This is a genomic window from Streptomyces sp. WP-1 (assembly GCF_030450125.1).
GTDB classification, from domain to species: Bacteria; Actinomycetota; Actinomycetes; order Streptomycetales; family Streptomycetaceae; genus Streptomyces; species Streptomyces incarnatus.
Map to the genome: position 1 here is coordinate 1,103,743 of NZ_CP123923.1, position 23,097 is coordinate 1,126,839.

Consider the following 23,097-nt stretch of genomic DNA (forward strand, 5'->3'; position numbering starts at 1 on the left):
GTCAGCTCACCCGCACCCTCGGGTCGAGGAACACGGTGGCGATGTCCGCGAGGATCGCGCCGATCGCGGTGAGCGCCGCGGCGAAGGCGGCCGTGGCGACCGCGCCGTGTACGTCGTTCTTGCTGATGGTCTGGATGAAGTAGCGGCCCATGCCGTTCCAGCCGAAGATCGTCTCCGTGATGACGGCGCCGGTGAAGACGGCCGGGATGCTGAACGCCACGGACGTCGCCGTCGGGATGAGCGCGGCCCGCAGGGCGTGCCGGCGGACGGCTTGGGCGCGGGTGAGCCCGGTGGCCTGCGCGGTGCGCACGAAGTCGGCGTTGAGCGTGTCGAGCAGCAGGGAGCGCTGCGTCAGGTGGTAGCCGACATAGCCCATCAGCGTGAGTGTCAGGGTCGGCAGGATCAGGTGCAGGAGACGGTCGGCGATGGTGGGCCACAGCCCGTCGACGCCGGGTGAGTTCTCCCCGGCGACGTAGAGGAAGTGCAGTCCGGCGTGCTGGTTCAGCCAGATGGCGACGAAGACGACGGCGAGGGCGGCGACGGACGCGGGGACGTTGAACACCACGATGGACACCGCCTGCGACACGCGGTCGGCCCAGCCGTACTGGCGTGCGGCGGTGTAGACGCCGAGCGCGACGCCGACCACCACGGACAGCACGGTCGCGATGACGACCAACTCCGCGCTGACCAGGGCCCGGTAGCCCATCTCGCCGTTGACGGTGACGCCTGTCGGGGACTTTCCCCAGTCGAAGTGCAGGACCACCGAGGTCAGCCAGTCCCACCAGCGGTGCACCAGCGGCACCCGGGGGTCCAGGTTGTACGGCGCGAGGGCCCGGTCGATCTGCGCCTCGGTGCGGACGGGCCGCAGTTCCTTGAAGTTCGACCGCGGGTCCAGGAACCAACTGGCCAGGAAATAGGTGGCGTTGGTCGCCACCACGATCATCAGCAGCCAGCCGGCCGCCTTGCGCATCACATAGCGCACCATGTGCGGCACCTCCTCGCCACACACGGGATGCGTGCTTCTGGAGCACCGGAGAGACAGGGCGAATGCATGCGCGGTGACGCTTTCTGGGCGGACGGAAGGGCTGCATGGGTATGCACACGTCAGCTTGGTCCCGTGCGTCACCGTGGCACCAGGCTTTGGCCCGTGGTGCCATGAGGTCGACATGTTGCCGTTGCATTCGGCCGGTAACACGAAACAATGTGGGTGCGGTGGAAACGTGCGGCCCTCGGTCAGCCCGGCGGGTGGGGCGGTGCCCGGGCCCGGCGGAGCGGCCGGCTGCGGCGCGGGTGACGGCGCGTCATGGGGCTGCGATGCGGGGCGCGAAGGGTGACGGCGCCGGGGCGGGACGGTCCGCCAAGGGGTGGCCGAGCTGAGGAAGAGCCGGTCGGACGGTCCGTCGCCGGTTCAGGCGGGACAGGCGGCGGACCACACCCGACCGAAGTCGATGTGGTCACGGGTGACCAGACGCAGCTCGGCGTTCATGCGCTCAATTCAGCAGCACCTCTCGGTTCGCGTCAACCACGGCCCGGATGCCGGACGGACACCGGCCCCGGGCGCGCGAACGCGGTCGGTGAGGACTCGGTCCAGCAGCCGGAGTCGGCGATGACGAGGCAGCCCTCGGAGGTCTCCTGGACGCGGAACGTACGACCGCCGCGCACGACGCACCTGCGCGCGGGGCCGGTGGAGCTGTTCCACGGACCCGCTCGGCCTCCCGGAGGGTGCGCCCGTGCGCGTGAGGGCAGGGATGCCCTCCGCGTCGTCCGGCCGTCGGCGCATGGTGGTGGCGCCCGTCCCGGGGTGCGGAAATGTGGCGGTGATCCACGTGTCTCGCCCCCGGGTTCCTGCCTACGGTGTCCGACCATGGACAGTGCCAACACGCCCCAGCATCCCGGGCCCGGTGCCGCCGCGGCCGGGCTGGCCGCGACCCGGTTCCTCGTCGGCCGGGGGGCTCTGGTCACCGGTGCGGCCGGCGGGATCGGCCGGGCCTGCGCGGAGGGCTTCGCCGCGGCCGGTGCCGAGGTCTATGTGGTGGACCGGGCCGCCGAGGGCGCCGAGGAGGTGGCCGGGGCGATCGGCGGTACCGCCGTGGTGGCCGACCTCTCCGTGGCCGAGGCCGTCGACGCGTTGCCGGACGACGCGGACATCGTGGTCAACAACGCGGGTCTGCAACACATCGCGCCGGTCCACGAGTTCCCCCCCGGAGCGCTTCGCGCTGATGCAACGGGTCATGGTGGAGGCGCCGTTCCGCATCCTGCGCCGTACCCTGCCCCATATGTACGCGGGGGCGTGGGGCCGGGTGGTCAACATCTCCTCGGTGCACGGGCTGCGGGCCAGCGCCTACAAATCGGCGTACGTCACGGCGAAGCACGCGCTGGAGGGGCTGATCGAGCCGGCGGAGGTCGCCGAGGCGGCCCTGTGGCTGTGCACCGGGCGCAGCGGCTGTCTCACCGGCAGCTCGATCCCCCTGGACGGCGGCTGGACCGCGCGCTGGCGTCCGTCAACGACGTTGCGTCCTTCACCGGTTCAAGCCATCGACCCGCCGGGACCGTGGAAAACGGGCTTCCGGGGGTATCCGCAGCCGGGACCGGGACGCGGCACCAGCCGCGTCCCCCTTCGGTGAGAGGAAGATGGCGCATGGCCACCGACGCGAACTCCGCGAGGATCACGGGGAAGGTCCAGGGCCGGGACATCACCCTGGAAGGGGGTTTGTCGAAGGACGAGATCCGGAGCCGGGTGTGGTGGTGGGCGTCCGGTTCCGGGGGCGCCGGGGACGGGGACGGCCACGGCCACGAGTACGACGACTCGCAGGCGGACGTGATCGCCACCCTGGGCGGCTACTACAGAGTCGGCGGCGATCCCCGTACCCATGAGGCCGAGGAACTGGTGGAGTTGGTGTACACGGAACTCAACCCGTCCGACTGAGCTGTCCGTTGCCGCCGGACGGCGCGGGTGCATGGGCCGCGGTGGCGCGGGCAGTCGGTGATCACGTCTCGATGTGGCGAGAAGGAGATCATCGTGAACAAGGGACAGTGGATCACGGGTGGCGCGCGCCAGGAACTGGCCGACGCCTTCGCCGGGGAGTACCGGGAGGGGCGGTCGATCCGCGCCATCGCCGAGGCGCACGGCCGGTCGTACGGCTTCGTGCATCGCCTGCTCGGCGAGGCGGGTGTGCCGCTGCGGGCCCGGGGCGGCGATGTGCGGGCGGGAGCCGGCCGCTCGGCGCGATGACGTGCGAAAAGCCGCGGGAGCGGTGCATACGGCGATCCGGCGGGGGCAGTCGGGATGCCGGGGGGCACGGGTCCCCCGTCCGGCTGTCATGTCAGGGAGGATTCCGCCGTGTTGCTGCCCGCCGAGAAGGAAGTGCGCGCGCTGCTGGCCCGGTTCGCCGAGGCCCGCTTCCGCCATGATCTCCAGCCCAGCGGCCGTTCGAGCCGTGAGCTGGAGGACACCTCCTACACGCTGTGCGTGATGACCGGCACCCGGACGGTGCAGGAGGCGCTCGCCGCGGCCGACGCGCTCCTGGAGCAGTTCCGGGAGAACCGCCGTGCGGCCGACGGGCACACCCGGGCGCTGGCCGCCTGAAAAGGCCCGGGATTCGGCGCGTTGTCGGCGCTCTCGGGCATCCGTACGTCCTCGTGATTCGTTTTCTGCCCGAAAGAGAGCCAGATGACCATACCGGTGCGCCCTCTGCGGCGCGTGCGCCGGGACCGGCGGTTCGATCTGCGGACGACCACCTGGTTCTTCGTCCTGCTCGCGATCGTCCTCTGCCTGCTGGCGCTGGTGGTGCGCCTCGCGGCGGGTGTCGTCGAGCGTCGTCCGCTGTGGGCCGCCGTCCTGGCCGTGCTCGCCGTCGCCGGGGTCCTGCTGTGGCGGCCCGCGCGGGGAAGGCTGTCCGCCGGGAGGTGGGCCCGGCGGGCCGCCCGCGCGCTGGAGGAGGGAGCCGAGGCGGCGTCCGACAGTCTCCATCTGACGCCGGTGGACGAGACCGTCGTACCGGACGCCGGGGGGTGCCTCCGTACGGACGTGCTGCCGCCCCCGGTCGCCGCGCCGGGTGAGTACGGCACGGAGCCCACGCTTCTCCTCGACTCCCCCGACGCCTACGCCGAGTTGGACCCCGACGGGTTCGAGCAGGCCATCGCCGAGCTGTGCGAGCGGGAGGGGTGCAGCGAGGTGGAGGTGGTGGGCGGCGCCGGCGATCTGGGGGCGGATGTCGTCGCGGTCACGCCGGAGGGACTGCGCGTGGTCATCCAGTGCAAGCAGTACGGCGACACCAACAAGGTGGGCTCGCAGGACATGCAGCGCTTCGGCGGCACCTGTTTCACCATCCACGAGGCCGACGTCGCGGCGCTCGTCACCACCAGCGAGTTCACCACACCCGCGCTCGACTACGCGCGGCAGTGCGGCATCGTCTGCGTGGACGGGGTGGAACTGGAGGCGTGGCGCGCGGGGACGGGCCCGAGGCCCTGGGATCCCCGCTAGCCCGGCGGGAGTTGAAGCCGGAGACTCCCAACTCCTCAACCGTTCAGGTGCCGTTGCAGCCAGTCGGCGGCGGCACGGCGGAAGAGCCGGCGGTTGTCGGCGCGGAGGAAGTCGTGTCCCTCCTCGCGCAGGGTGAGGAGTTCGGCGGGCACACCGCGCTCGCGTGCCGCCCGTACGAACTGCTCCGACTCCCTGGGCGGCACATTGGTGTCGTGCTCCCCGTGCACCGCGAACACCGGTGCCCGCAGCGCGTCGATCCGGGACATCGGCGACAGCTCCCGCAGCAGTTCGCGGTCGCGTTCGGGATGGCCGTACTTGTGGGCCGCCGACTGGGCGATCCAGGGTTCGGTGCCCTCGAAGAACGTCGCCAGGTCCGACATGCCGCACACCGCGACGCCGGTCCGGAAGAGGTCCGGATGCCAGACCAGGGAGGCGAAGGTGAGGTAGCCGCCGTACGAGCGGCCCATCACCGCGAGCCGGGACGGGTCGGCGGGACCGGCCAGTACGGCGTGGGCGGTGCAGTCCGCCACGTCGTCGAGGGCGGCGAACCGGCCCCGCCCCAGGTCCGCGTCCACGAACGACCGGCCGTAGCCGGAGGATCCGCGGACATCGGGCGCGAAGATGTCCAGTCCCCGGCCGAGGATCTCGTGGTACAGCGGGTCGAGGACGGGGCGTTCCTGGTCCTCGGGGCCGCCGTGCAGATGGATGACACAGGGCGCCGGTTCGCCGGGCGCGCGCCCCGGGGCGCGGTAGTACCAGCCGTTCAACTGGAGCCCGTCCCGGGCGGTGGGGCGCAGCGGGACCGGTCGGACGGGCGGGCGGCCGGGCGGTACGGCGTCCTCGTCCCGGGAGGACCACGGGGTGCGGACCGGGGTCGCGCCGTCGGGCAGCCACCAGATGCCGGGGCGCCGACGGGACCCCGAAAGGGCCAGCGCCAGGCGGGAGTCGGCGTCCGTGATGCGGGTGACGACCTCGTGGGGCAGGGAGACGTGCCGGGAGGAGCGGGCGGTGCCCTCTCCCGGTCGGGTGTCCGCGCCCTTCCCCGTGTCCGCCTCCGTTCCGGTCTCCCTGTCCAGGATCTCCACGTCGCTCATGCCCCGGACGTTCCAGGCGAGCACGGCGGTGGCGCCGTCGCGGGTGTACCGCAGCAGTTCCAGGTCGCTGCCCTCGCGTGCGGCGACGGTCGACCAGCCGAGCGGCCGTCCGTCCGGGCCGAGTTCGGCGGCGAGCAGGACCGCGAACTCCCGGTGGGCGTTGCTGCGCAGCCGGAGGACGTCCGCGCGGGGGGAGAAGCTGCCGATCCACGGGTCCCCGTCGGCCACCGGCATCACACACGTCGTCACATGGTCGGCGGTGCGCAGCACGACCGCCTCGCGCCGGCCGCGCGGTCCCCGGCGCAGCAGGGCGAGCGTCCCGTCGCGGCTGAGGTCGCACACCCGCAGCGTCGCCGCGTCCTTCACGGCGGCGATCAGGACGGGGGCGGCGACCGCGTCGGGGTCGACCAGGTACGCCGAGAGCCCGTCGCCGAAGCCGGTGGCCGGGAGGGTCCCGCCCGGGGCGCCGACCGGGGCCCTCCCCACCGTGACGGACGGCGACGGCAGGGCCGGGCCCCCGTCCGTGTGGGGGGCGGGGCCGAGCAGTTCCGTGTCGCCCGCGCGGCCCTGCCAGTGGTCCGGGAGCCGACCGTCGGACAGGCCGAGGGCGCGACCGGTGCCGGGGTCGGACGGGCCGTCGGCGCCGGTGTTGTCGAACCCGGACGGGGCGGCCGGGGCGGGCGGCCCGGTGGGGACCGCGACGGTGACCGTGACCGCCGATCCGTCGTGCGCCCAGCAGCCCAGGTACGCGGAGCTGCCCGGTTCGGCGCCGGCCAGGATCTGCCGGTCGCTGCCGTCGGGGCGCACGCACAGCACCCGGGTGTGCTCGCCGCCGCCGGGCGCCGTGGTGTAGGCGATCCAGCGGCCGTCGGGCGCCCAGGACACCTCCCGTACGGGGTCCGGGCCGTCGTCGAGCAGTCGTACCGGCTCGCCGTCGGCGGGACCCGTCCACAGCTGGGGCACGCCGCCCCGGTCGCAGATGAAGGCGAGCCGGTTGCCGGACGGGTCGGCCGAGGGGTACCAGCAGCCGTGCGCGATGAGCCGTGTCGGCGCGTCGCGGGGCCCGGAGGCGTCCGGCAGCGGGACGCGGGCGGGCGCGGCGAAGGCGGCGGCCGGGCCGTCGGAGGTCGCCGGGCCGTCGGAGGCCGCAGAGCCGTCCGAGGCCGTCGGGGGCGGGTCGGCGGTTCCGTCCGGGTGCTGGGCGGGACGCTCGGCCGGGCGCGCGGGGGACGGCCGTCCGGCACCGGCCGTGCCGGTGTCGGGCGGGTCCTCCGCGCCGGGGTCCGCGGCCGGGTTGCGTGCGGTCGCGTCCCCTGCGGTCAGATTCCGTGTGTTTGAAGCCATATCTCCAGCAGAGCCACTTGCCACAGCGCGTTCGCTCCGCGCCTGGTGCGGTGTCGGTCGGGGGCCGCGAGGAGTGCGGCGATGTAGGAGTCCTGGAAGACGCCGCGGCGCTTCGCCTCGGGGGCGCTCAGCGCGTCGCGCACCTTTTCCAGGACGGGACCGGCCATGTGGGTGATCGCCGGGACGGGGAAGTAGCCCTTGGGACGGTCGACCACCTCGGGCGGCACGAGTTTGCGCCCGGCCTCCTTGAGAACGCCCTTGCCGCCGTCGGCCAGCTTCAGCTCCGGCGGACAGGCGGCCGCGAGTTCCACCAGCTCGTGGTCGAGGAACGGCACGCGGGCCTCCAGGCCCCAGTCCATGGTCATGTTGTCGACCCGCTTGACCGGGTCGTCCGGCAGCATGACGTGGGTGTCCAGGCGCAGGGCCGCGTCGAGTGCCGTCTCGGCCCCGGGCGCCGCCATGTGCTCCCGGACGAACCGGCCGCAGACGTCGTCCTCGGGCAGCATCTCCGGGCGCAGGACGGCGGCGAGATCCTCGTGCGACCGGTCGAAGTAGGTCTCGGCGTACCGCTCCGGCTCCTCCTCGCGGGCCGCGTCGGCCAGGCGCGGGTACCAGTGGTATCCGGCGAAGACCTCGTCGGCGCCCTGCCCGCTCTGGACGACCTTGACGTGCCGCGAGACCTGCTCGGACAGCAGGTGGAAGGCGACCACGTCGTGGCTCATCATGGGCTCGCTCATCGCCGCGACCGCCCCGTCCAGCGCCGTGGACACGCGCCGCGAGGGGACCAGCAGCTGATGGTGATCGGTGGCGAACTCCCGGGCGACCAGGTCGGAGTACCGGAACTCGTCGCCCTCGTCACCGGCCTCCGCCTCGAAGCCCACGCTGAACGTCGCCAGGTCCCGCTGCCCCTCGTCGGCCAGCAGGGCGACGATCAGACTGGAGTCCAGGCCCCCGGACAGCAGGACACCGACCGGGACGTCCGCGACCATGCGCCGCTGTACGGCGGTGCGCAGCGCGTCCAGCACCGCGTCCCGCCACTCGGCGGCGTCCATGCCGAGATGCTCGGGGCGGCGCGTGTACGACGGCTGCCAGTAGCGGTGGTCGCGGTGGGTGCCGTCCGGCTCGACGACCCGCACGGTGGCCGGGGGGAGCTTGCGCACCCCCGCCAGCACGGTGCGGGGCGCGGCCACGGTCGCGTGCCAGCTGAGGTACTGGTGCAGGGCGACCGGGTCCAGCGAGGTGTCGACGTCACCGGCCGCGAGCAGCGCGGGCAGCGAGGAGGCGAAGCGCAGCCGCCCGGCTGTCCGTGCCAGGTAGAGGGGCTTGATGCCGAGCCGGTCGCGGATCAGGATCAGCCGGCCGGTGCGGTGCTCGACCAGGGCGATCGCGAACATGCCGAGGAAGCGGTCGACGCAGGCGGTCCCCCACTGCCGGTACGCGGCGAGGACGACCTCGGTGTCGGAGGTGGACCGGAACCGGTGGCCGAGGGCGGCCAGCTCCGCCCGCAGCTCCCGGTAGTTGTAGATGCAACCGTTGAAGACGCCGGTGACCTCTCCCGTGGCGTCGGTCAGGGGCTGGGCCCCGCGTTCGGAGAGGTCGATGATCTTCAGCCGCCGGTGTCCCAGGGCCACGGCGTCCCGCGTCCAGATCCCCTGCCCGTCGGGGCCCCGGGGGGCGAGCCGGTCGCTCATCCGCTCGACGGCCGCCGGATCGGGCCGCGTGCCGTCGAAGCGCATCTCACCGCTCAGACCGCACATCCGCGACCACCTCCCCCGTGCCCGTACGGGGCGCGCGGCGCGTGCGGCCTCTGCGGCGCGGGCGGCGGTGAGGTGCGCGGGAGGCCGCGCACCGGCATGTGGCCGGGGCTGGTCGACACGGGACTGCTTCTCCTTCGCGACGAGGGGGTGTCCGGGTGGTGCCTGCGTTCTCCGTGTGCCCTCTTCCGTCCTTTCTCCGCGCCCATGGTGCGGGGGCGGCCTTCTCCGGTGCGGCTACGCGGCGGCCTGGCCCGGGGAGGTGACGCGGGGCGCGGGGGTGGTGCGCCGTGGGCGCGGGCCCTCCTCGCCCCGGGTCTCCGCGATCGCCAGATCCGTGCAGGCCAGCAGGTCGTCGTGGTGGGCGGTACGACGGATGCGGTGGGCGGCGCTGCCGTCCGCGAGCGCGCGTTCGGCGAGGCTCAGGACCGTGGGCCAGTCCCCGGCGGCCTCCAGCGCCGGGCGCACCCGCCCCAGCAGACCCCGGACGACCTGGGCCGCGGGCGCCTCGCGCCGGGTGCCGGGGTCGATCAGGGCGCCCTCCAGGCCGGAACGCGCGGCCCGCCAGGCGGCGGCGCGCAGCCATTCGTGCCGTCCCGGGCAGGCGGGCGGGTCCGCCGACTCCAGCCGCGCGCGGGCGTCGGTCACCAGGGCGCGGAAGAGCCCGGCGATCAGTACGACCGTCTCCGCGCGGGGGCAGGCGTCGCAGATGCGCAGTTCGAGGGTCTGCTGGTGGGCGGAGGGCCGGATGTCGTAGTAGATCATCCCCACGTCGCTGATGACGCCGGAACGGACCAGGCCCTGCACGACCGCGTCGTACTCGGCGGCGTCGGCGAAGCAGCCGGGCGGGCCCGCGGTGGGCCAGCGCTGCCAGACCATGGTCCGCCAGCTGGCGTACCCGGTGTCGGCGCCCGCCCAGAAGGGGGAACTGGCGGACAGGGCCAGCAGCGCGTGCAGCCACGGCGAGACCTCGCACATGACGCGTACGGCCAGGTCCCGGTCGGGGACGTCGACATGGACATGGGTCCCGCAGATCAGCTGCTCGTCGGCGATCAAGCGGTAGTCGTCGACCATACGGCGATATCGGCGCCCGGGGGTGGGACGGGTGTCCTCGGCGCGGGCCAGCGGCACGGTACCGGCGGCCACGACGGCCAGTCCGTGTGCGTTCGCCGCGGCATCGAGCCGGCGCCTGGCACCGGTCACATCGTCGTACAGGTCGGCAAGGGACTCATGCACACCACTGTTCGTCTCCACGGCCGCCTGCTGCAACTCGGTCGTGAAGGTGTACCCGGGGAGACCTTCCAGCACGGAATCGGCCCTCGGGGCGAGCCGGCCCGTCTCCACCTCGACGACGTGGAATTCCTCTTCCACTCCGATACGAACGGTCACGCAGACTCCTAGGTGACGGCCGAACGCCCACAACCGCGCCCGGAAGCCGCCCCGCCCCATCAGTCCCCCGGAGGCGAGTTGTGCCCCCCGACTTCCCACGAGGCCCATTGCTAAGCGTCCGGCCCCTGGCCGATGCGCCCGGCCCGGCGGCGGGCAGCGCACTCACGGGCCGGCGGGCGGCGGGCGGCCGTCCCCTGTCGCCCCGCTGCCGCGCGCCCCCGCCGTTGCCCGAACGGGCCGCTCATCCTGCCCGTTCGGACCTGGCGCCGGCGCTCACGAGCACGTATGCAGGAGAAGTTGATCAACACATCTTGGAGGAGAGACCCCTTGCGCGATCACGAGGACGCCAAAGCCACCGGGATCGGCAGGGACCGCAGCTCTTCCCGCAGAGCCGACTCCGCGCCGTCCGGCGAGCCGGCCGGGCTGCTCGGGCTCCAGGCGTCGGTGGGCAACACGGCGGTCGTACAGATGCTCCGCCGGTCCGGCCGGACCGAGGTGCAGAGGTCCGCCGTCCACGACGTCCTGCGCGCCGGGGGCCGGCCGCTCGACGAGGGCGTGCGGACCGACATGGAGGCGCGGCTGGGCGCGGACTTCTCGGACGTGCGCGTGCACAGTGACGCCAGGGCCAGGGCGTCGGCGGCCGCGATGGGGGCGCGTGCCTACACCTCGGGCAACCACATCGTCATCGGCGACGGCGGCGGGGACGCCCATACGCTCGCGCACGAGCTGACCCATGTCATCCAGCGGCGGGGGCCGGTCGCGGGCACGGAGACGGGCGACGGGCTGCGGGTGTCCGATCCGTCGGACCGCTTCGAGCGGGAGGCGGAGGCGACCGCGCACCGGGTCATGCGCGCAGCCCCGGCCGGACCGGCGGCGCACGGACCGGCGCGCGGACCGGCGGACGCGTCCGGGGCGACACCGGCGGGGCGGCCCGCGGTCCAGCGGCTGCTGGTCCTCGGCCAGAAGGGCGAGGCGAAGGCGGCGGAGCCCGCGTACGCGGACATCCGGGCGGAGCTCACGGACCCGGAGCTGATCAGCGCCTGGGAGGACACCGGGAACAAACCGGCGATCATGAAGGTGCTCGACGAGTGGATCACCGCCCCGAAGCAGTCCACCCCCCAGGCGACCGCGAACAGCAGGCGCGGCCCTCGGGACGCTCTCGGCCGCTCGTACGCGACGATGGACGAGGCGGCCGCCGCCGTGCTGGACCGCGTCAACGCCCTGCCGGTCGCCGAGGTGGAGAAGGCGATCTCCGACGACGTGGCCGTCGACGCGAAGATCAGGGAGGTCCTGGCCGGTTTCGTCGCGAACGCCCTGCGGCCCTGGCTCGGGGAGCAGCGCAAGCAGGCGGCGGAACTGGAGGAGATGCTGTCGAAGACCGTGGCGGAACTGGCGTCGGTGCGGCGGCTCTATCTGCCGTACATCGAGTTCGGCGAGAAGACGCTGGACGGGATACTCGGCGACCCCCAGGCCCAGGGGTTCGCCACGCTCATCAGCGCCATCCATGACATCGCCGAGATCCTCTACGGCATCAAGGATCTCGAACAGCATGTCACCGTCTCCGCGGAGCAGTTCAAGGGCTATGTGTTCAAGGACGGGGCGAAGCTCGGGGGCCCGCGGAACTCGCCCGCGTGGGCGCTGGGTGACGGGGCGGGGCAGCCGGGCGGGAGCATCGACGATCTGGAGCGGACGCCCGTCCCCAACAACTTCCGGGGGACCATGGCGACGCCGAACCAGCTCAACGACCAGGTGCGGACCGCCGGGCGGCTCGGCTACCCGGTGTCGCTGGGGCCGTCGCGGACGACGGGCAAGCTGATGAAGCTGGCCGACACCACCGGTGCCGACCCGGCGGTCAAGGAGGCCATCGCCTACGCGCTGCTGGCCCTGTGGTACACGGACTACCGGCGCGACCTCACGGACATCCACCGCTACCACTTCGTGATGGACATGGCGGCCAACTTCGGTGTCGCCTACGACCCTTACCAGGCGCCGCGCAATCCGGCGACGGGCGGGGACTACTCCCAGCTGATCGCCGCCACGCTCGACAGGTTCCGCAAGAACCACGAGGAGGAGGCGGCGCGCTACTGGAAGAAGGCCGAGGAGCTGAAGCTCGATCCGCCCGCGGTCCCCGGTCCGGTCAACGGGTCGTCGTCGGCCGCGGGTGCGCAGCCCGCACAGGCGGTGGAGGACGCGGTTCCCGCGTGGCGGACCGACCCGGTCGCACGGGCCGTGATGTCGGCCCTCAAGGCCGCGCCCAAGTTCCGGATCACGGGCGAGAAGCAGGAAGCGATCGGCCGGCTCCAGCTCACGGAGGCGCAGTTCGACGCGGCGTTCGCCCTTCTGACGTCGAAGGACCATGTGGGGAACAAGCCGCTGGTGCAGCTCGACCGCATGGGTCTGGTGCTCACGAACCCGGGCAGAACGGCGGCCAAGAAGGCGGCGGACCTGTGACCTCGGCCCCCGTCCCGGGCCGGGGGGACTTCTTCCGTCAACTCGGGGGTCTGTAGCGGATTTTGGGGGGCATCCGGACACCAGGAAGGAGGGGTGCCGGATGTCGACCGACCTCAAGCGGCCGCCCAGACGTATGCCCGGCTGGGCGAAGGTGGTGGCCGCCTTCGCGCTGGTGCTGGCGCTGCTGTTCGCCGGGATCAGGCTGGCCGTGCTCCCGGGGGTCAAGGACCTGCTCGGGACCCGGACGCACGACCGCTCGGGTCCCGCTCTCCTGAAGTCCATCAACGACATGAGCCGTTACGACGCGGCCTCGGGCGACTTCCAGGTGGTCGTCGACCTGGAGAAGGACGCCAAGTACCTGCCGGACGCCCTGCACGGCACCCGCACGCTGTACGTCGGCGCCGGCACCGTGGAGGCGTACGTGGACCTCGGCAAGGTCGGCGACAAGGACGTGACGGTGAACAAGGACCGCACGTCGGCAACGCTGCGCCTGCCGCACGCGCGACTGGGTGAACCGGCCCTGGACGCCGACCACTCCTACGCCGTCTCCAAGCAGCGCGGACTGCTCGACCGCCTGGGCGACTTCTTCTCGGACAACCCCGACAGCGAGCACGCCGTGCAGAAGCTCGCCGTGTCCCATATCGGTGAGGCGGCCAAGGGCAGCGGACTGACCGCGCGGGCCGAGACCAACACCACGGACATGCTGGAGGGTCTGCTGCACTCCCTCGGCTTCAAGGACGTGCACGTCTCCTACGGCTGACCACACTCCCTCGCAGGGTCGTCGACGACTGGAGGACCGCATGGCCCGCACCGCTCTGTTCTCACGCACCGCCTCTCCCGGCCGCGCGCCCCGGACGAGTCGCCTCGCGAAGGCGCGGGCACGATGGAACGGCGGGCCTCTCCGGCGCGCGAAGGCGGACGGCACCCGGGAGGCCGCCGAGGCGAAGCGTGCCGAAACGGCAACACCCGTGCGCCGTCGGCACGTTCTCCCCCTGCCGGTCCGGATGCTGGCGATGCTGTGCGCCTTCGTCCTCATGGTGGGCTTCGCCGTCGTCCTCGCCAAGATCACCCTGGAGCCGTCCCCGGCCTCGGTCTCCCTGGTGCACAGCAATCTGCACCCCGGCCGCTCCATCCGGGCCTACCTGGACCAGCCCCAACTGCGGGACGCCGTCAAGCAGATCGGCGGCAACATCCTGCTGGGCGTGCCGTTCGGCATACTGGTGCCGGTGCTCGCGCCGGGCGCCCGGGGCATCTGGCGGGTGCTGCTGCTGACCGCGACCGTGATGCTGCTGGTGGAGATGGCCCAGGGCGCCCTGGTCACCGGGCGGGCCTTCGACGTGGACGACGTCATCCTCAACACGTCCGGCGCGCTGCTCGGTTACCTCCTGGTGGGCCGCAGGCTGGGGCGGGTGCACGACCGCCGCGCGAGCGCCTGACCGGCGCCCGTCACCGCCCGTACGTCCAGGACGCCCACAGCCGGGCGTAGGCGCCGCCCGCGGCCCGCAGTTCGTCCGGGTGCCCCTGTTCGACCACCCGGCCGTCCGCCATCACCACCACGACATCGGCCGTCGCCGCCTGGGAGAGCCGGTGCGCCACCACGACCGCGGTCCGGCCCTCGGTCACCGCCAGGGCGGCCCGGTCGAGGGACCGGGCCATGTCGCTGCCGGCCTCGGCCGTCGCCTCGTCCAGCACGACCACCTCCGGGTCGAGCAACAGCACCCGGGCGAGGGCGAGTTGCTGAACCTGCCGGGCGGTGAGCCGGATGCCGCCCCGGCCGACGGCGGTGCCGGGGCCGTCCGGCAGGGCGTCGGTCCAGTCCGCCGCGCCCACGACGGCGAGCGCGGCCCGGATCTCCTCGTCCGACGCCTCCCGGCACGCGAGGCGGAGGTTGTCGGCCACCGTCCCGGGGAAGAGGTGGTGTTCCTGGGTGACCAGGACGATCCTCCGGTTGCCCGCCGCCCCGGGGCGGGCGAGGTCGCCGGTGGGGACGCCGTCCAGCGTGACGCCGCCCGCGTACGGCGTGCGCATCCCGGCGATCAGCGTCGCCAGGGTGGACTTGCCCGAACCGGTCGCGCCGACGACGGCCAGACGCTGCCCGGGGCGGATGCCGAGGTCGATGCCGTGCAGGACGTCAGGGCCGTCCTCCCCGTACCGGTGGCGGACGCCACGCACGGCGATCCCCTCCCCGCGCCGGGCGGACGACGGCTCGGGACTCCGCTCGGGCGCCGTCCGGCCCAGGGTGACGCCGACGACCCGGGCGAGCGCGGCGGTCGCCTGCTGCACGGTGTCGAACGTGCCGAGCAGGGTGTTCACCGGGTCGAACAGGCCGACGAAGAAGAGCGCCGCCGTGGTCGCGGCCCCCACGTCGGCGCGCCCGCTGTGGACCAGGGCCCAGGCCACGAGGAGGACCGCGCTCAGACCGGTGAACTCGGCGATGTTGAGGCGGCCGTAGAAGCGGGTGGCCGCGCGGGTCGCCCGGAACTCGTACGACATCGCCTCCTCGGAAGCCGCCTCCACCCGCGCGTACCGGCCCGGTCCGAGGCGCAGGGCGCGCAGGGTGGGCAGGGCGGTGAACGCGCCGAGCAGTGCCGAGGCGCGGCGGCCCTCGGCGGTGCGGCCGGCCGCGTAGAGCGGCTGGGAGGTGCGCAGGTACCAGCGCAGGGTGTGCGCCTGGAGGGGCACCGCGAGGAGTCCGGCGACGGCGAACCGCCAGTCCAGGGCGGCCAGTCCGGCGAGGGCGGCGAGGATGGCGAGCGCCGCCGCCGCGAAGTCGCCCAGGGCTCCGGAGGCGGCGTCCGCGACCCGTTCCGTGTCGCCGGAGACCCGGGCGACCAGGTCGCCGGTGCCGCCCGCCTCCACGAGGTCCACGGGCAGCGCGAGCGCCGAGGTGACGGCGTCCTCGCGCAGTCGGCCGGTCACCGGCAGGACGACCCGGGCCAGCAGCACGGTGGCGGCCCACGCGGTGAGCGCGCCGGCCACGGCGGCGGCGGTCAGGAGCAGGACGGGCCCGACCAGCGCGCTCGGGGCACGGTGGTCGGCGACGGCCTGGGTGATCCGGCCGATCGCCACCGGGCCCGCCAGGGTCAGGGCGCTGTCGAGGACGAGCGCGGCGAGGGCCGCCCACAGCGCGGGCCCCCGGCCGCGCAGGGCGGCGCGCAGCCGGGCGCGGGTCTGCCGCGCGGTGGCGACGGGGAGCAGCGTCGTCGCGGTCACCGGGGTCGTCACCGTGCCACCGCCCGGTCCGCCGCGGGTACGTGGACGAGTCGGTCGCAGCGCGCGAGCCAGGCCGGGCTGGTCGTGATGACCAGGGTGGTGCGGTGCTCGCGTAGGCGCCGGACCCGGTCGGCGACGGCGTCCTCCGTGGCCGCGTCCACGGCGGTGGTGGGGTCGTGCAGGACCAGTACGGGGGGCCGGGCGGCGAGGGCGCGGCCCAGGGCGACGCGCTGGCGCTGGCCGCCGGAGAGGGTCTCGCCGCGGTCGCCGACGGTGGTGTGCGCGCCGCGTGGCAGGGCGCGTACGACCTCGTCGGCGAAGGAGGCATGGGCGGCTTCGGCCACGGCGGTGGTGTCCTCGGTGAGGGCGGTCAGGTTGTCGGCGACGGTGCCGGGCAGCAGCACCGGTTCGTGGTGGCTGACCAGCACGGTGGCCCTGAGCGTGTCCAGGGGGAGCGCCGTCAGATCGGTGCCGTCCAGCAGGATCCGCCCCTCTTCGGGGTCCTCCTCGCGGGCGAGCAGCAGGGCGACGGCGTCGGCGTCGGCGGGGTCGGCACATACGAGGCCGGTCATGCCACCGGCGGGGACGGACCACTCGGCGCGGCTCCCGCCCGGCAGCGGTACGCCCCGGAAGTCGAGGGTGCCGCGTGTCTTGCCCGAGGACGCCCCGGGTCCGGAGTCCGGCGGGGCCGGTGTCCGGCGGGCTCCGCCGGTGCCGGCCGGCTCCCCGTGCGGCGGCGGGGACGGGGCCGCCGCCGGTTCCGGTACGGCCGGTGGCGTGCCGAGCACCTCGTGGACGCGCGCGGCCGACGCGAGGGCGCGGACGTAGCGTGCGTGGGCGGCGCCGACGACACGCATCGGGCCGTTCACGAACTGGGCGAGGCCGAGCAAGGCGATCAGCCGGCCGAGGCCGATCCGGCCCTCCAGGGCGAGCCCGCCGCCGACCGCGGCGACGGCGGTCAGGCAGAGCCCGGTGAGCAGGACGCCCACCGACACGAGCGCACCCTCGGCGGACACCGCCCGCCGCGCCGCGCGTACGGCCTCCTCGCTGCCCCGGGCGTAGTCGGCGGCGACCGCGCGCTCGGCGCCGATGCCCTTGAGCACCCGCAGCCCGCGGACCAGTTCCTCGGCCAGGGCGGTGGCCCGCGCCTGCCGGTCCTGCTCGGCGCCGCTGCTGCGGCGCAGGGCGTGGGAGAGGCGGTTCTGCGCGAGCAGGACCCCGGCGGTGCCGGCCACGACGAGCGCGCCGAGTCCGAGGGAGATGCGCAGCAGCAGCACCGTGGCGCCGAGCAGGACGACCACCGCGGCCACCGTGCCGGCGAGGGCACCGGCGAAGGCGCCCATCCGCTCGGCGTCACCGGACGCCCGGCCGAGCAGGTCGCCCGGCACCAGCCGCACCCCGCCGGCCGGGCGCAGCACGCGCCGCGCGAGCGCCATCCGGATCCGGTGCTCGGTGTGCTGCCGGGCGCGCACCGAAGCTCGCGCGCCGAAGCGGTACGACAGGGACAGCAGCAGGAAGTCCAGCGCCAGCAGGCCGAGCCAGCGGAGTGTCGACGCGGGGGTGGCGGACCGGACGGCCCCGCCGACCGTGGCGCCGACGAGCACCGGCACCAGCGCCTCGCCCAACTGGTGCGTGCTGAACAGCACCGACGCCAGCAGCAGGTCCCGTCGGCGGTCGCCCAGGGACCACCACAGCAGCGCCCGGGGCGAGGCGGCCGGGGCGGGAGCGGCGGTGGCAGGGGGAGCCGGGGCGGCGGGGCGGCGGGGAGGGGCGGCGGCGGGTACGGTCACCCGGCCACGTTAGGGTCACCTTACTTTTGTCGTAAACGCAGCAGGGCGCCACCGTATGTCGTGCATCGGCCACGGGCAGCGGGCAGGGCGCGTGAGCAGGAGCGGGAACGCCGGGCATGGCACACGAGCAGACCATCGATCTCGAACGGTTCGAGATGGTCCGGGGGCAGACCTTCCAGCACCACGTCCATGACGAGCACCAACTCGCCTGGGCCAGCACCGGTGTGGTCATGGTCGACATCCAGGACCGCTGCTGGGTGCTGCCCCCGCATCTGGCGCTGTGGATCCCGGGCGGTGTCCGGCACGCCACCGGGGCGCTGCGGCAGTCGGTGCTCCAGGGCGTCTATCTGGACCCGGCGACGTGTCCGCTGGCCTGGACCCGGCCGACCGTGCTCGCCGTACCGCCGCTCGCCCGGCATCTGATCGGGCACCTGGCCGGCGAACTGCCGCCCGCGGGGCGCGCGCACGCCGAGGCCGTGCTCCTGGACGTGCTGCGTCCGGCGGAGGCCACCGTGTTCGAGCTGCCGCTGCCGGCCGATCCACGGGCCAGGGAGGCCGCCGCGCTGCTGCTGGACGATCCGGCGGACCGGCGCGGGCTGGGCGAGCTGGGGCGTGCGGTCGGGGCCAGCGAGCGCACCCTGCTGCGGCTCTTCCTGGCCGAGACGGGGATGACGTTCACTCAGTGGCGGACCCATGCCCGGCTCCAGGCCGCCCTCGCCCATCTCGCCGAGGGCCTGCCCGTCGGGCGGGTGGCCGAGCGGGTGGGCTATGCGACGCCCAGCGCGTTCGTCGCCGCGTTCCGCCGGGTGACCGGGGCGACGCCCGCCGCCTATTTCGCCCGGTCGAGGGGGTCGAAGGAGCAGCCGGGCGAGCCCGAGTGACGGCCGGGGCCCTGCGGGTCCGGCCCCGGCGCGCCTGGGGGCCGACGGAATGCGCCTGGCGGATCGGCGACATGAGGTGGCGTTTGACCGGCTTGTCGCGACCGAGGCGGCGCCTCTACCTTTTTAGGTAAGGCTAAGCTAACCTCCCCCGCCGGTTCCTTGCATCGGCAGGTATGTCGATGTCGCCGAGGAGCACGATGGGCACCACCACGATCAGCACCACCGATACGGTGCCCACATCCGAGGCCGCGGACCGAAGACCGCGCGCGGCCGTGCTCGCCGTACGGCTGCTCGGGCTTCTCCTCGCCTGCGGACTGCTGGTCCTCGTCACCGTGGTGAGCGTCGCCGTCGGCGCCAAGGCCATCCCGCCCGGCGAGGTGCTGCGCGCGCTGTTCCACGGCCCGGCCTCGGTGGACGACGCGGTCGTCCTCGACCTGCGGCTGCCGCGCACGCTGCTCGGCATCGCCGTCGGCGCCGCACTGGGCCTCGCGGGCGTGCTGATGCAGGCGCTGACCCGCAATCCGCTCGCCGACCCCGGCATCCTCGGCGTCAACATGGGCGCCTCGGCGGCCGTGGTCGTCGCCATCGCGCTGTGGCGCACCACCGATCCGTCCTTCTGCGTCTGGTTCGCGTTCGCCGGCGCCGGACTGGCCGCCGCGCTGGTCCAGTTGCTCGGCACGCGCGGCCGGTCCGGTCCGCCACCGGTACGGCTCGCGCTCGCGGGTACGGCGGTCAGCGCCGTGCTCAGCGCGCTGATCTCCGTCGTCACCCTGCTGCGGCCTGACGTCTTCGACCAGTTCCGCTTCTGGGGTGTGGGCTCCCTGGCCGGGCAGCCGATGTCCGTCCTCACCGGGACACTGCCGTTCCTCGGCGCGGGCGCGCTGCTGGCCCTCGGCCTGTCCGGTGCGCTCAACGCGCTCGCCCTCGGCGACGACACAGCCCGCGCCCTCGGTACGGCCGTCCCGCGCACCCGCGTCCTCGGGATGCTCGCCGTCACCCTGCTGTGCGGAGCGGCGACGGCGGCCGTCGGCCCGATCGCCTTCGTCGGTCTGGCGGTCCCCCATCTGGCCAGGGCGTTCACCGGGCCTGACCACCGCTGGCTGCTGCCGTACTCCATGGTCCTCGGCGCGACCCTGCTGCTCGGATCCGACGTCCTCGGCCGGGTGGTCGCCCGGCCCGGCGAGATCCAGGCCGGGATCGTGACGGCCTTCGCCGGAGCGCCCGTCTTCATCGCCCTCGTCCGCCGCCGCAGGATCGCCGAACTGTGACCACCGAGATCTCTTCCCGCCCCGCCCTCCGAGGCACCGTCCTCGGCCGCGCCCGCCGGGGCACCGCCCCGCGCGGCCGGGTGCTGCGCCTGAACGGCGGCCGGATATCGCTGCGCTGGCGGCCCCGCACGGTCGTGGTCTGCCTGCTCCTGACCGCCGCGTGCCTCGCGACGGGCGTCCTCGGTCTGACCACCGGCACCTACCGTGTCCCGCTGTCGGACGTGCTCGCCTGTCTGCTGGGGCACGGCTCCGGGGCCGAGTCCTTCATCGTCGTCGGTCTGCGGCTGCCCCGGCTGGTGTGCGCCCTGCTGGCCGGTGGCGCGCTCGGGATGAGCGGCGCGGTGTTCCAGAGCATGTCCCGCAATCCGCTGGGCAGTCCCGATGTCATCGGCTTCACCAGCGGCGCGGCGAGCGGTGCCGTGGTGCAGATCGTGCTCTTCCACGGCGGACCGTTCGCCACCGCCGTCGCCTCGATCGGCGGCGGCCTGGCCACGGCGCTGGTCGTGGGCCTGGTCGCGGCGGGCCGCGGTCCGGCCGTCGGCTACCGGATCGTGCTGATCGGGATCGGCATCAGCGCCATGCTCACCTCGCTGACCGCGTACCTGCTGACCCGGGCCAGCCTGTACGAGGCGCAGGACGCGCAGATCTGGCTGATCGGCAGCCTCAACTCCGCGAGCTGGTCCGTCGTCACGCCCCTGGCCGTGGCCCTGGCGGTACTGGTGCCGGTGACCGTCGTCGCCTCCCGCGCCCTGCACTGGCTGGAACTCGGCGAGGACACCGCCCGGGGCCTGGGGGTGCCGGTGGGGCGGGCCCGGATCGTGCTGGCGGTGGCCGCCACGGCGCTCGCCGCGGCCACGACCGCCGCCGTCGGACCCATCACCTTCGTCGCGCTGGCCGCCCCGCACCTGTGCCGCCGGCTGATCCGCTCCCCCGGCGCGCCGGTGGTGCCCGCCGCTTTCATGGGCGCCCTGCTGCTGACGGCGAGCGACTTCGCCGCCCAGCGGGTGCTGCCCGGGACCGAGTTGCCGGTCGGCGCGCTGACCGGAGTGCTCGGCGGGCTCTATCTGTGCCGGGTGCTGGTCGCGCGGCACCGGGCGGGCCGGGCATGACCGGCGCCCGCGCCGCCGGGCGCCCGCGGCCGCTCCTCGCGCCGCCCCACGAGGAGTTACCCCGCACGGGCCCGTGAACTCCCGCGCCCCGTCCCCTCTTTCCGTCTCCCCCACCGCTCTCCTCGCCCTCCGGAGCGCCCGCGCTCGCCGCGCGGCCCCGGTGGCGCGCTCTCCCCTCCGCGGCCCAGCGAGCCGCACCCTCATCCCAAGGACACCCCCATGCCCAGCGCAACCCTCCCGCGTTCCCACGACACCCGGCACCTGACGGCCGCCGCCCCCGGCGCGCGCCCGACCCGGCGCGGCCTGCTCGCCGGCGGCCTGGGAACCGCCGCCCTCCTCGGCCTCTCCGCGTGCGGCACCGGCAACTCCGCCTCGGCCGACGGTTCCGGCAGCACCGCGTGGTCCTTCACCGACGACCGCGGCCATGCCGTACGGCTGCCCCGGCGGCCCAAGCGCATCGCGTTCCTCACCGACTCCGCCGGCGCCGCGCTGTGGGCGGCCGGGCTGCACCCGGTCGCCGCCACGGACTCCGGGCAGGGCATCGTCCCGGCCGTCAAGCCGGACTGGTCCGGTGTCACCAAGATCTACTCGGCGGACAAGGGCGTACGGCTCGAAGCGCTCGCCCAGGCCCGCCCGGACCTCCTGATCGACGCGGTACAGCCGGACGGCACCCTCCAGGTGGCGTCCCAGCTCCCGGAGGTCGCCAAGATCGCCCCGGTCGTCGGGCTGAGCACCTACCACTCGATCGAGCAGATCGTCGGCACCGCCGACCGGCTGACCCGCAGCCTCGGCACCACGCTCACGGACGGCGACGCGAAGTCCCGGTACCAGGCGGCGAGCACCCGGCTGCGCAAGGCGATCGCCGCCAACCGGGAGCTGCGGGTCGGCTTCGTCTTCGGCATCGACAAGAACACCCTCGGTGTGATGAACCCCAGGACCTGGGCCGTGCTGAAGACGGTGAGCGCGCTGGGGATGCGCCTGGTACCGGTGCCCGGCGGCTCCGCCAACACCTACAGCCAGGCCGTGAGCTGGGAGAACGTCCCGTCCCTCCCGGCCGACCTGCTGGTGTGGGCGGTCTCCGACCCGCTGCCGGACAACCCGCTGTGGAAGCGCACGCCCGCCGTTCACGCCGGACAGCTGTGGAAGCCGGAACTGGCCTCCTGGTACGCCTACAGCTGGGAGAACTTCACCGTCCTGCTCGACGGCCTGGCCACGCGTGTCCACTCCGCCCGCGCGGGCGTCGGACCGCACTCGGCCTCCTGACCCCCCTCACGCCCCCGGCCACGCGCTCCGGCTTCCCACCCCTGGATCCACCATGACCTCCACACCCTCCCCCGTCCGCCGCTCCGGACGTCCGCGTCTGCTGCGCCCCGCCGTCGCCGCGGCCGCGCTGGCGCTGGTCCTCACCGCCTGCGACTCGTCCTCGTCCACCACCGGCGGCTCGGACGGCAAGACCGCCGCGACCCGGGTGGTCGCCACGGCACACGGCAAGGTGACCGTGCCCGCCCGTCCGCTGCGGATCGTCTCCGTGCACTCCTGGTCCACCGAGTCGCTGTTCGACCTGGGTCTCAAGCCCGTCGGCGTGGAGAACAGCGGGGCCAACTACGTCCCGCCGCGCTATCTGAAGCGCTGGAAGGCCGCGGCGAAGGTGACGACGGGCGCCGACGTCGACTACGAGAAGATCGCCGCGCTCAAGCCGGACCTGATCGTCGGCGTCGACGTGCCCTACCTCTCCAAGGCGTACAAGAAGCTCTCGGCCATCGCGCCGACCGCGTTCGCGTCCTTCAGCGAGTCGTCCTCCTGGTCCGCGTACCCGCAGGCCACGGCCGGGTTCGTCAACGGCACGGCGCAGCTGGCCCGGCTCAAGCAGAAGTACGACGACCGGATCGCCGCGGCGCGCAAGGCGGTGGGCCCGAAGCTGACCAGCGGCAAGTGGGACGTGATCCAGGGCGGCTTCGACAGCGGCAACTACTGGATCTACAGCTCCGCCTCGCCCGTCGGCGACATCCTCTCCCGGCTGGGAGCGCGCTTCGCCTCCGCCACGGCCTCGGTCGGCAAGGGGGAGACCAAGTCCGTGTCGTACGAGCGGGCGGACCTGCTGAAGGACGCCGATCACATCGTCTACTACACGAACAACGACGGCTCCCCCGCCAACGACATCCAGAAGCTGTTCGCCCTGCGGACGTTCAAGGAGTTGCCGGCCGCCCAGAAGCACCAGGTGGTCGGCACTCCCGACTTCCTGCCCGGCTCGTACAGCGACGCCATGGGCGTGGTGGACAGCATCGAGAACGCGTTGCGGGGGCAGGCCGACTGACACTCAG

The 23,097-nt window shown here is 73.9% G+C and carries 19 protein-coding genes and 1 pseudogene; 13 read left to right on the forward strand and 7 right to left on the reverse strand.

The genetic code is table 11. The features are described from left to right. Position 1 precedes the first annotated feature (1 nt). Both QHG49_RS04545 and QHG49_RS04550 read right to left on the reverse strand, forming a co-directional pair. Positions 2-985 (reverse strand): ABC transporter permease, encoded by a 984-nt coding sequence (locus QHG49_RS04545; protein ID WP_301487302.1) that lies wholly within the window; start codon positions 983-985, stop codon positions 2-4. A gap of 533 nt (positions 986-1,518) precedes the next feature. Further along, positions 1,519-1,662: a hypothetical protein gene (locus QHG49_RS04550; RefSeq protein WP_301487303.1), complete on the reverse strand. Its 144-nt coding sequence runs from the start codon at positions 1,660-1,662 to the stop codon at positions 1,519-1,521. Positions 1,663-1,864: 202 nt separating this feature from the next. Here QHG49_RS04550 and QHG49_RS04555 point away from each other — a divergent pair. The 5 genes and pseudogenes from QHG49_RS04555 to QHG49_RS04575 all read left to right on the forward strand — a co-directional run. Beyond that, positions 1,865-2,489: pseudogene (locus QHG49_RS04555) on the forward strand (SDR family NAD(P)-dependent oxidoreductase); the annotation flags it as partial. Positions 2,490-2,638: 149 nt separating this feature from the next. Then, a complete protein-coding gene (locus tag QHG49_RS04560; RefSeq protein ID WP_301487304.1) occupies positions 2,639-2,926 on the forward strand; it encodes a hypothetical protein in 288 nt (95 codons plus the stop codon). A 93-nt stretch (positions 2,927-3,019) separates the two neighbouring features. Then, positions 3,020-3,232: a helix-turn-helix domain-containing protein gene (locus tag QHG49_RS04565; protein ID WP_145487403.1), complete on the forward strand. Its 213-nt coding sequence runs from the start codon at positions 3,020-3,022 to the stop codon at positions 3,230-3,232. Positions 3,233-3,340: 108 nt separating this feature from the next. Beyond that, entirely contained in the window at positions 3,341-3,586 is a 246-nt protein-coding gene (locus tag QHG49_RS04570) for a DUF5133 domain-containing protein (protein ID WP_145487402.1), read from the forward strand. 84 nt (positions 3,587-3,670) lie between these two features. Next, positions 3,671-4,483: a restriction endonuclease gene (locus QHG49_RS04575; RefSeq protein WP_186337856.1), complete on the forward strand. Its 813-nt coding sequence runs from the start codon at positions 3,671-3,673 to the stop codon at positions 4,481-4,483. Positions 4,484-4,518: 35 nt separating this feature from the next. Here the strand turns inward: QHG49_RS04575 and QHG49_RS04580 are convergent, their stop codons facing one another. The 3 genes from QHG49_RS04580 to QHG49_RS04590 all read right to left on the reverse strand — a co-directional run bounded on the left by QHG49_RS04580 (position 4,519) and on the right by QHG49_RS04590 (position 10,064). Then, complete coding sequence (locus tag QHG49_RS04580; RefSeq protein WP_301487305.1) at positions 4,519-6,921, reverse strand: prolyl oligopeptidase family serine peptidase; 2,403 nt, start codon at positions 6,919-6,921, stop codon at positions 4,519-4,521. Next, the gene (locus tag QHG49_RS04585; protein ID WP_159706913.1) at positions 6,897-8,678 is read right to left on the reverse strand and encodes an N-acetylglutaminylglutamine amidotransferase; all 1,782 of its coding nucleotides are present in this window, start codon (positions 8,676-8,678) and stop codon (positions 6,897-6,899) included. The genes QHG49_RS04580 and QHG49_RS04585 overlap by 25 nt, the downstream gene beginning before the upstream one ends. Before the next feature lie 234 nt (positions 8,679-8,912). Next, positions 8,913-10,064, reverse strand: coding sequence for a glutamate--cysteine ligase (locus QHG49_RS04590; RefSeq protein ID WP_244320221.1), 1,152 nt, complete (start codon positions 10,062-10,064; stop codon positions 8,913-8,915). Positions 10,065-10,391: 327 nt separating this feature from the next. On the opposite strand from QHG49_RS04590, the gene QHG49_RS04595 reads away from it, so the two are divergent. The 3 genes from QHG49_RS04595 (at position 10,392) to QHG49_RS04605 (ending at position 13,951) form a co-directional block, all read left to right on the forward strand. Continuing rightward, positions 10,392-12,515 (forward strand): DUF4157 domain-containing protein, encoded by a 2,124-nt coding sequence (locus QHG49_RS04595; RefSeq protein WP_370530425.1) that lies wholly within the window; start codon positions 10,392-10,394, stop codon positions 12,513-12,515. Positions 12,516-12,615: 100 nt separating this feature from the next. Further along, positions 12,616-13,275: a DUF4230 domain-containing protein gene (locus QHG49_RS04600; RefSeq protein WP_159706911.1), complete on the forward strand. Its 660-nt coding sequence runs from the start codon at positions 12,616-12,618 to the stop codon at positions 13,273-13,275. A 208-nt stretch (positions 13,276-13,483) separates the two neighbouring features. Further along, positions 13,484-13,951 carry a VanZ family protein gene (locus tag QHG49_RS04605; protein ID WP_244320222.1) on the forward strand — a complete coding sequence of 156 codons (468 nt, stop codon included), beginning with the start codon at positions 13,484-13,486 and terminating at the stop codon, positions 13,949-13,951. Positions 13,952-13,961: 10 nt separating this feature from the next. Here QHG49_RS04605 and QHG49_RS04610 read toward each other — a convergent pair whose 3' ends face one another. Then, the gene (locus QHG49_RS04610) at positions 13,962-15,740 is read right to left on the reverse strand and encodes an ABC transporter ATP-binding protein (RefSeq protein ID WP_301487307.1); all 1,779 of its coding nucleotides are present in this window, start codon (positions 15,738-15,740) and stop codon (positions 13,962-13,964) included. Further along, positions 15,737-17,518: an ABC transporter ATP-binding protein gene (locus QHG49_RS04615; protein ID WP_301487308.1), complete on the reverse strand. Its 1,782-nt coding sequence runs from the start codon at positions 17,516-17,518 to the stop codon at positions 15,737-15,739. Before QHG49_RS04615 ends, QHG49_RS04610 begins: the two co-directional genes overlap by 4 nt. A 116-nt stretch (positions 17,519-17,634) precedes the next feature. Between QHG49_RS04615 and QHG49_RS04620 the strand changes: the two genes are divergently transcribed. From QHG49_RS04620 to QHG49_RS04640, 5 genes are all read left to right on the forward strand, one after another. Beyond that, complete coding sequence (locus QHG49_RS04620) at positions 17,635-18,399, forward strand: AraC family transcriptional regulator (RefSeq protein ID WP_145487395.1); 765 nt, start codon at positions 17,635-17,637, stop codon at positions 18,397-18,399. A gap of 197 nt (positions 18,400-18,596) precedes the next feature. Then, the gene (locus QHG49_RS04625) at positions 18,597-19,667 is read left to right on the forward strand and encodes an iron ABC transporter permease (protein WP_301487309.1); all 1,071 of its coding nucleotides are present in this window, start codon (positions 18,597-18,599) and stop codon (positions 19,665-19,667) included. Further along, positions 19,664-20,776, forward strand: a complete 1,113-nt coding sequence (locus tag QHG49_RS04630; protein ID WP_328707432.1) for an iron chelate uptake ABC transporter family permease subunit — start codon at positions 19,664-19,666, stop codon at positions 20,774-20,776. Before QHG49_RS04625 ends, QHG49_RS04630 begins: the two co-directional genes overlap by 4 nt. 219 nt (positions 20,777-20,995) lie before the next feature. Further along, positions 20,996-22,039 (forward strand): ABC transporter substrate-binding protein, encoded by a 1,044-nt coding sequence (locus tag QHG49_RS04635; RefSeq protein WP_301487310.1) that lies wholly within the window; start codon positions 20,996-20,998, stop codon positions 22,037-22,039. Between the two features lie 52 nt (positions 22,040-22,091). Further along, on the forward strand, positions 22,092-23,090 hold the full coding sequence (locus tag QHG49_RS04640; protein WP_301487311.1) for an ABC transporter substrate-binding protein: 999 nt from the start codon (positions 22,092-22,094) through the stop codon (positions 23,088-23,090). The last annotated feature ends 7 nt before the right edge of the window (positions 23,091-23,097 follow it).

Excerpts from the sequence above, each read along its gene's own strand:
- QHG49_RS04545 (WP_301487302.1), bottom strand. The coding sequence starts at position 985 with ATGGTGCGCTATGTGATGCGCAAGGCGGCCGGCTGGCTGCTGATGATC.
- QHG49_RS04560 (WP_301487304.1), top strand. The coding sequence starts at position 2,639 with ATGGCCACCGACGCGAACTCCGCGAGGATCACGGGGAAGGTCCAGGGC.
- QHG49_RS04575 (WP_186337856.1), top strand. The coding sequence starts at position 3,671 with ATGACCATACCGGTGCGCCCTCTGCGGCGCGTGCGCCGGGACCGGCGG.
- QHG49_RS04580 (WP_301487305.1), bottom strand. The coding sequence starts at position 6,921 with ATGGCTTCAAACACACGGAATCTGACCGCAGGGGACGCGACCGCACGC.
- QHG49_RS04585 (WP_159706913.1), bottom strand. The coding sequence starts at position 8,678 with ATGTGCGGTCTGAGCGGTGAGATGCGCTTCGACGGCACGCGGCCCGAT.
- QHG49_RS04600 (WP_159706911.1), top strand. The coding sequence starts at position 12,616 with ATGTCGACCGACCTCAAGCGGCCGCCCAGACGTATGCCCGGCTGGGCG.
- QHG49_RS04620 (WP_145487395.1), top strand. The coding sequence starts at position 17,635 with ATGGCACACGAGCAGACCATCGATCTCGAACGGTTCGAGATGGTCCGG.
- QHG49_RS04625 (WP_301487309.1), top strand. The coding sequence starts at position 18,597 with ATGGGCACCACCACGATCAGCACCACCGATACGGTGCCCACATCCGAG.
- QHG49_RS04635 (WP_301487310.1), top strand. The coding sequence starts at position 20,996 with ATGCCCAGCGCAACCCTCCCGCGTTCCCACGACACCCGGCACCTGACG.
- QHG49_RS04640 (WP_301487311.1), top strand. The coding sequence starts at position 22,092 with ATGACCTCCACACCCTCCCCCGTCCGCCGCTCCGGACGTCCGCGTCTG.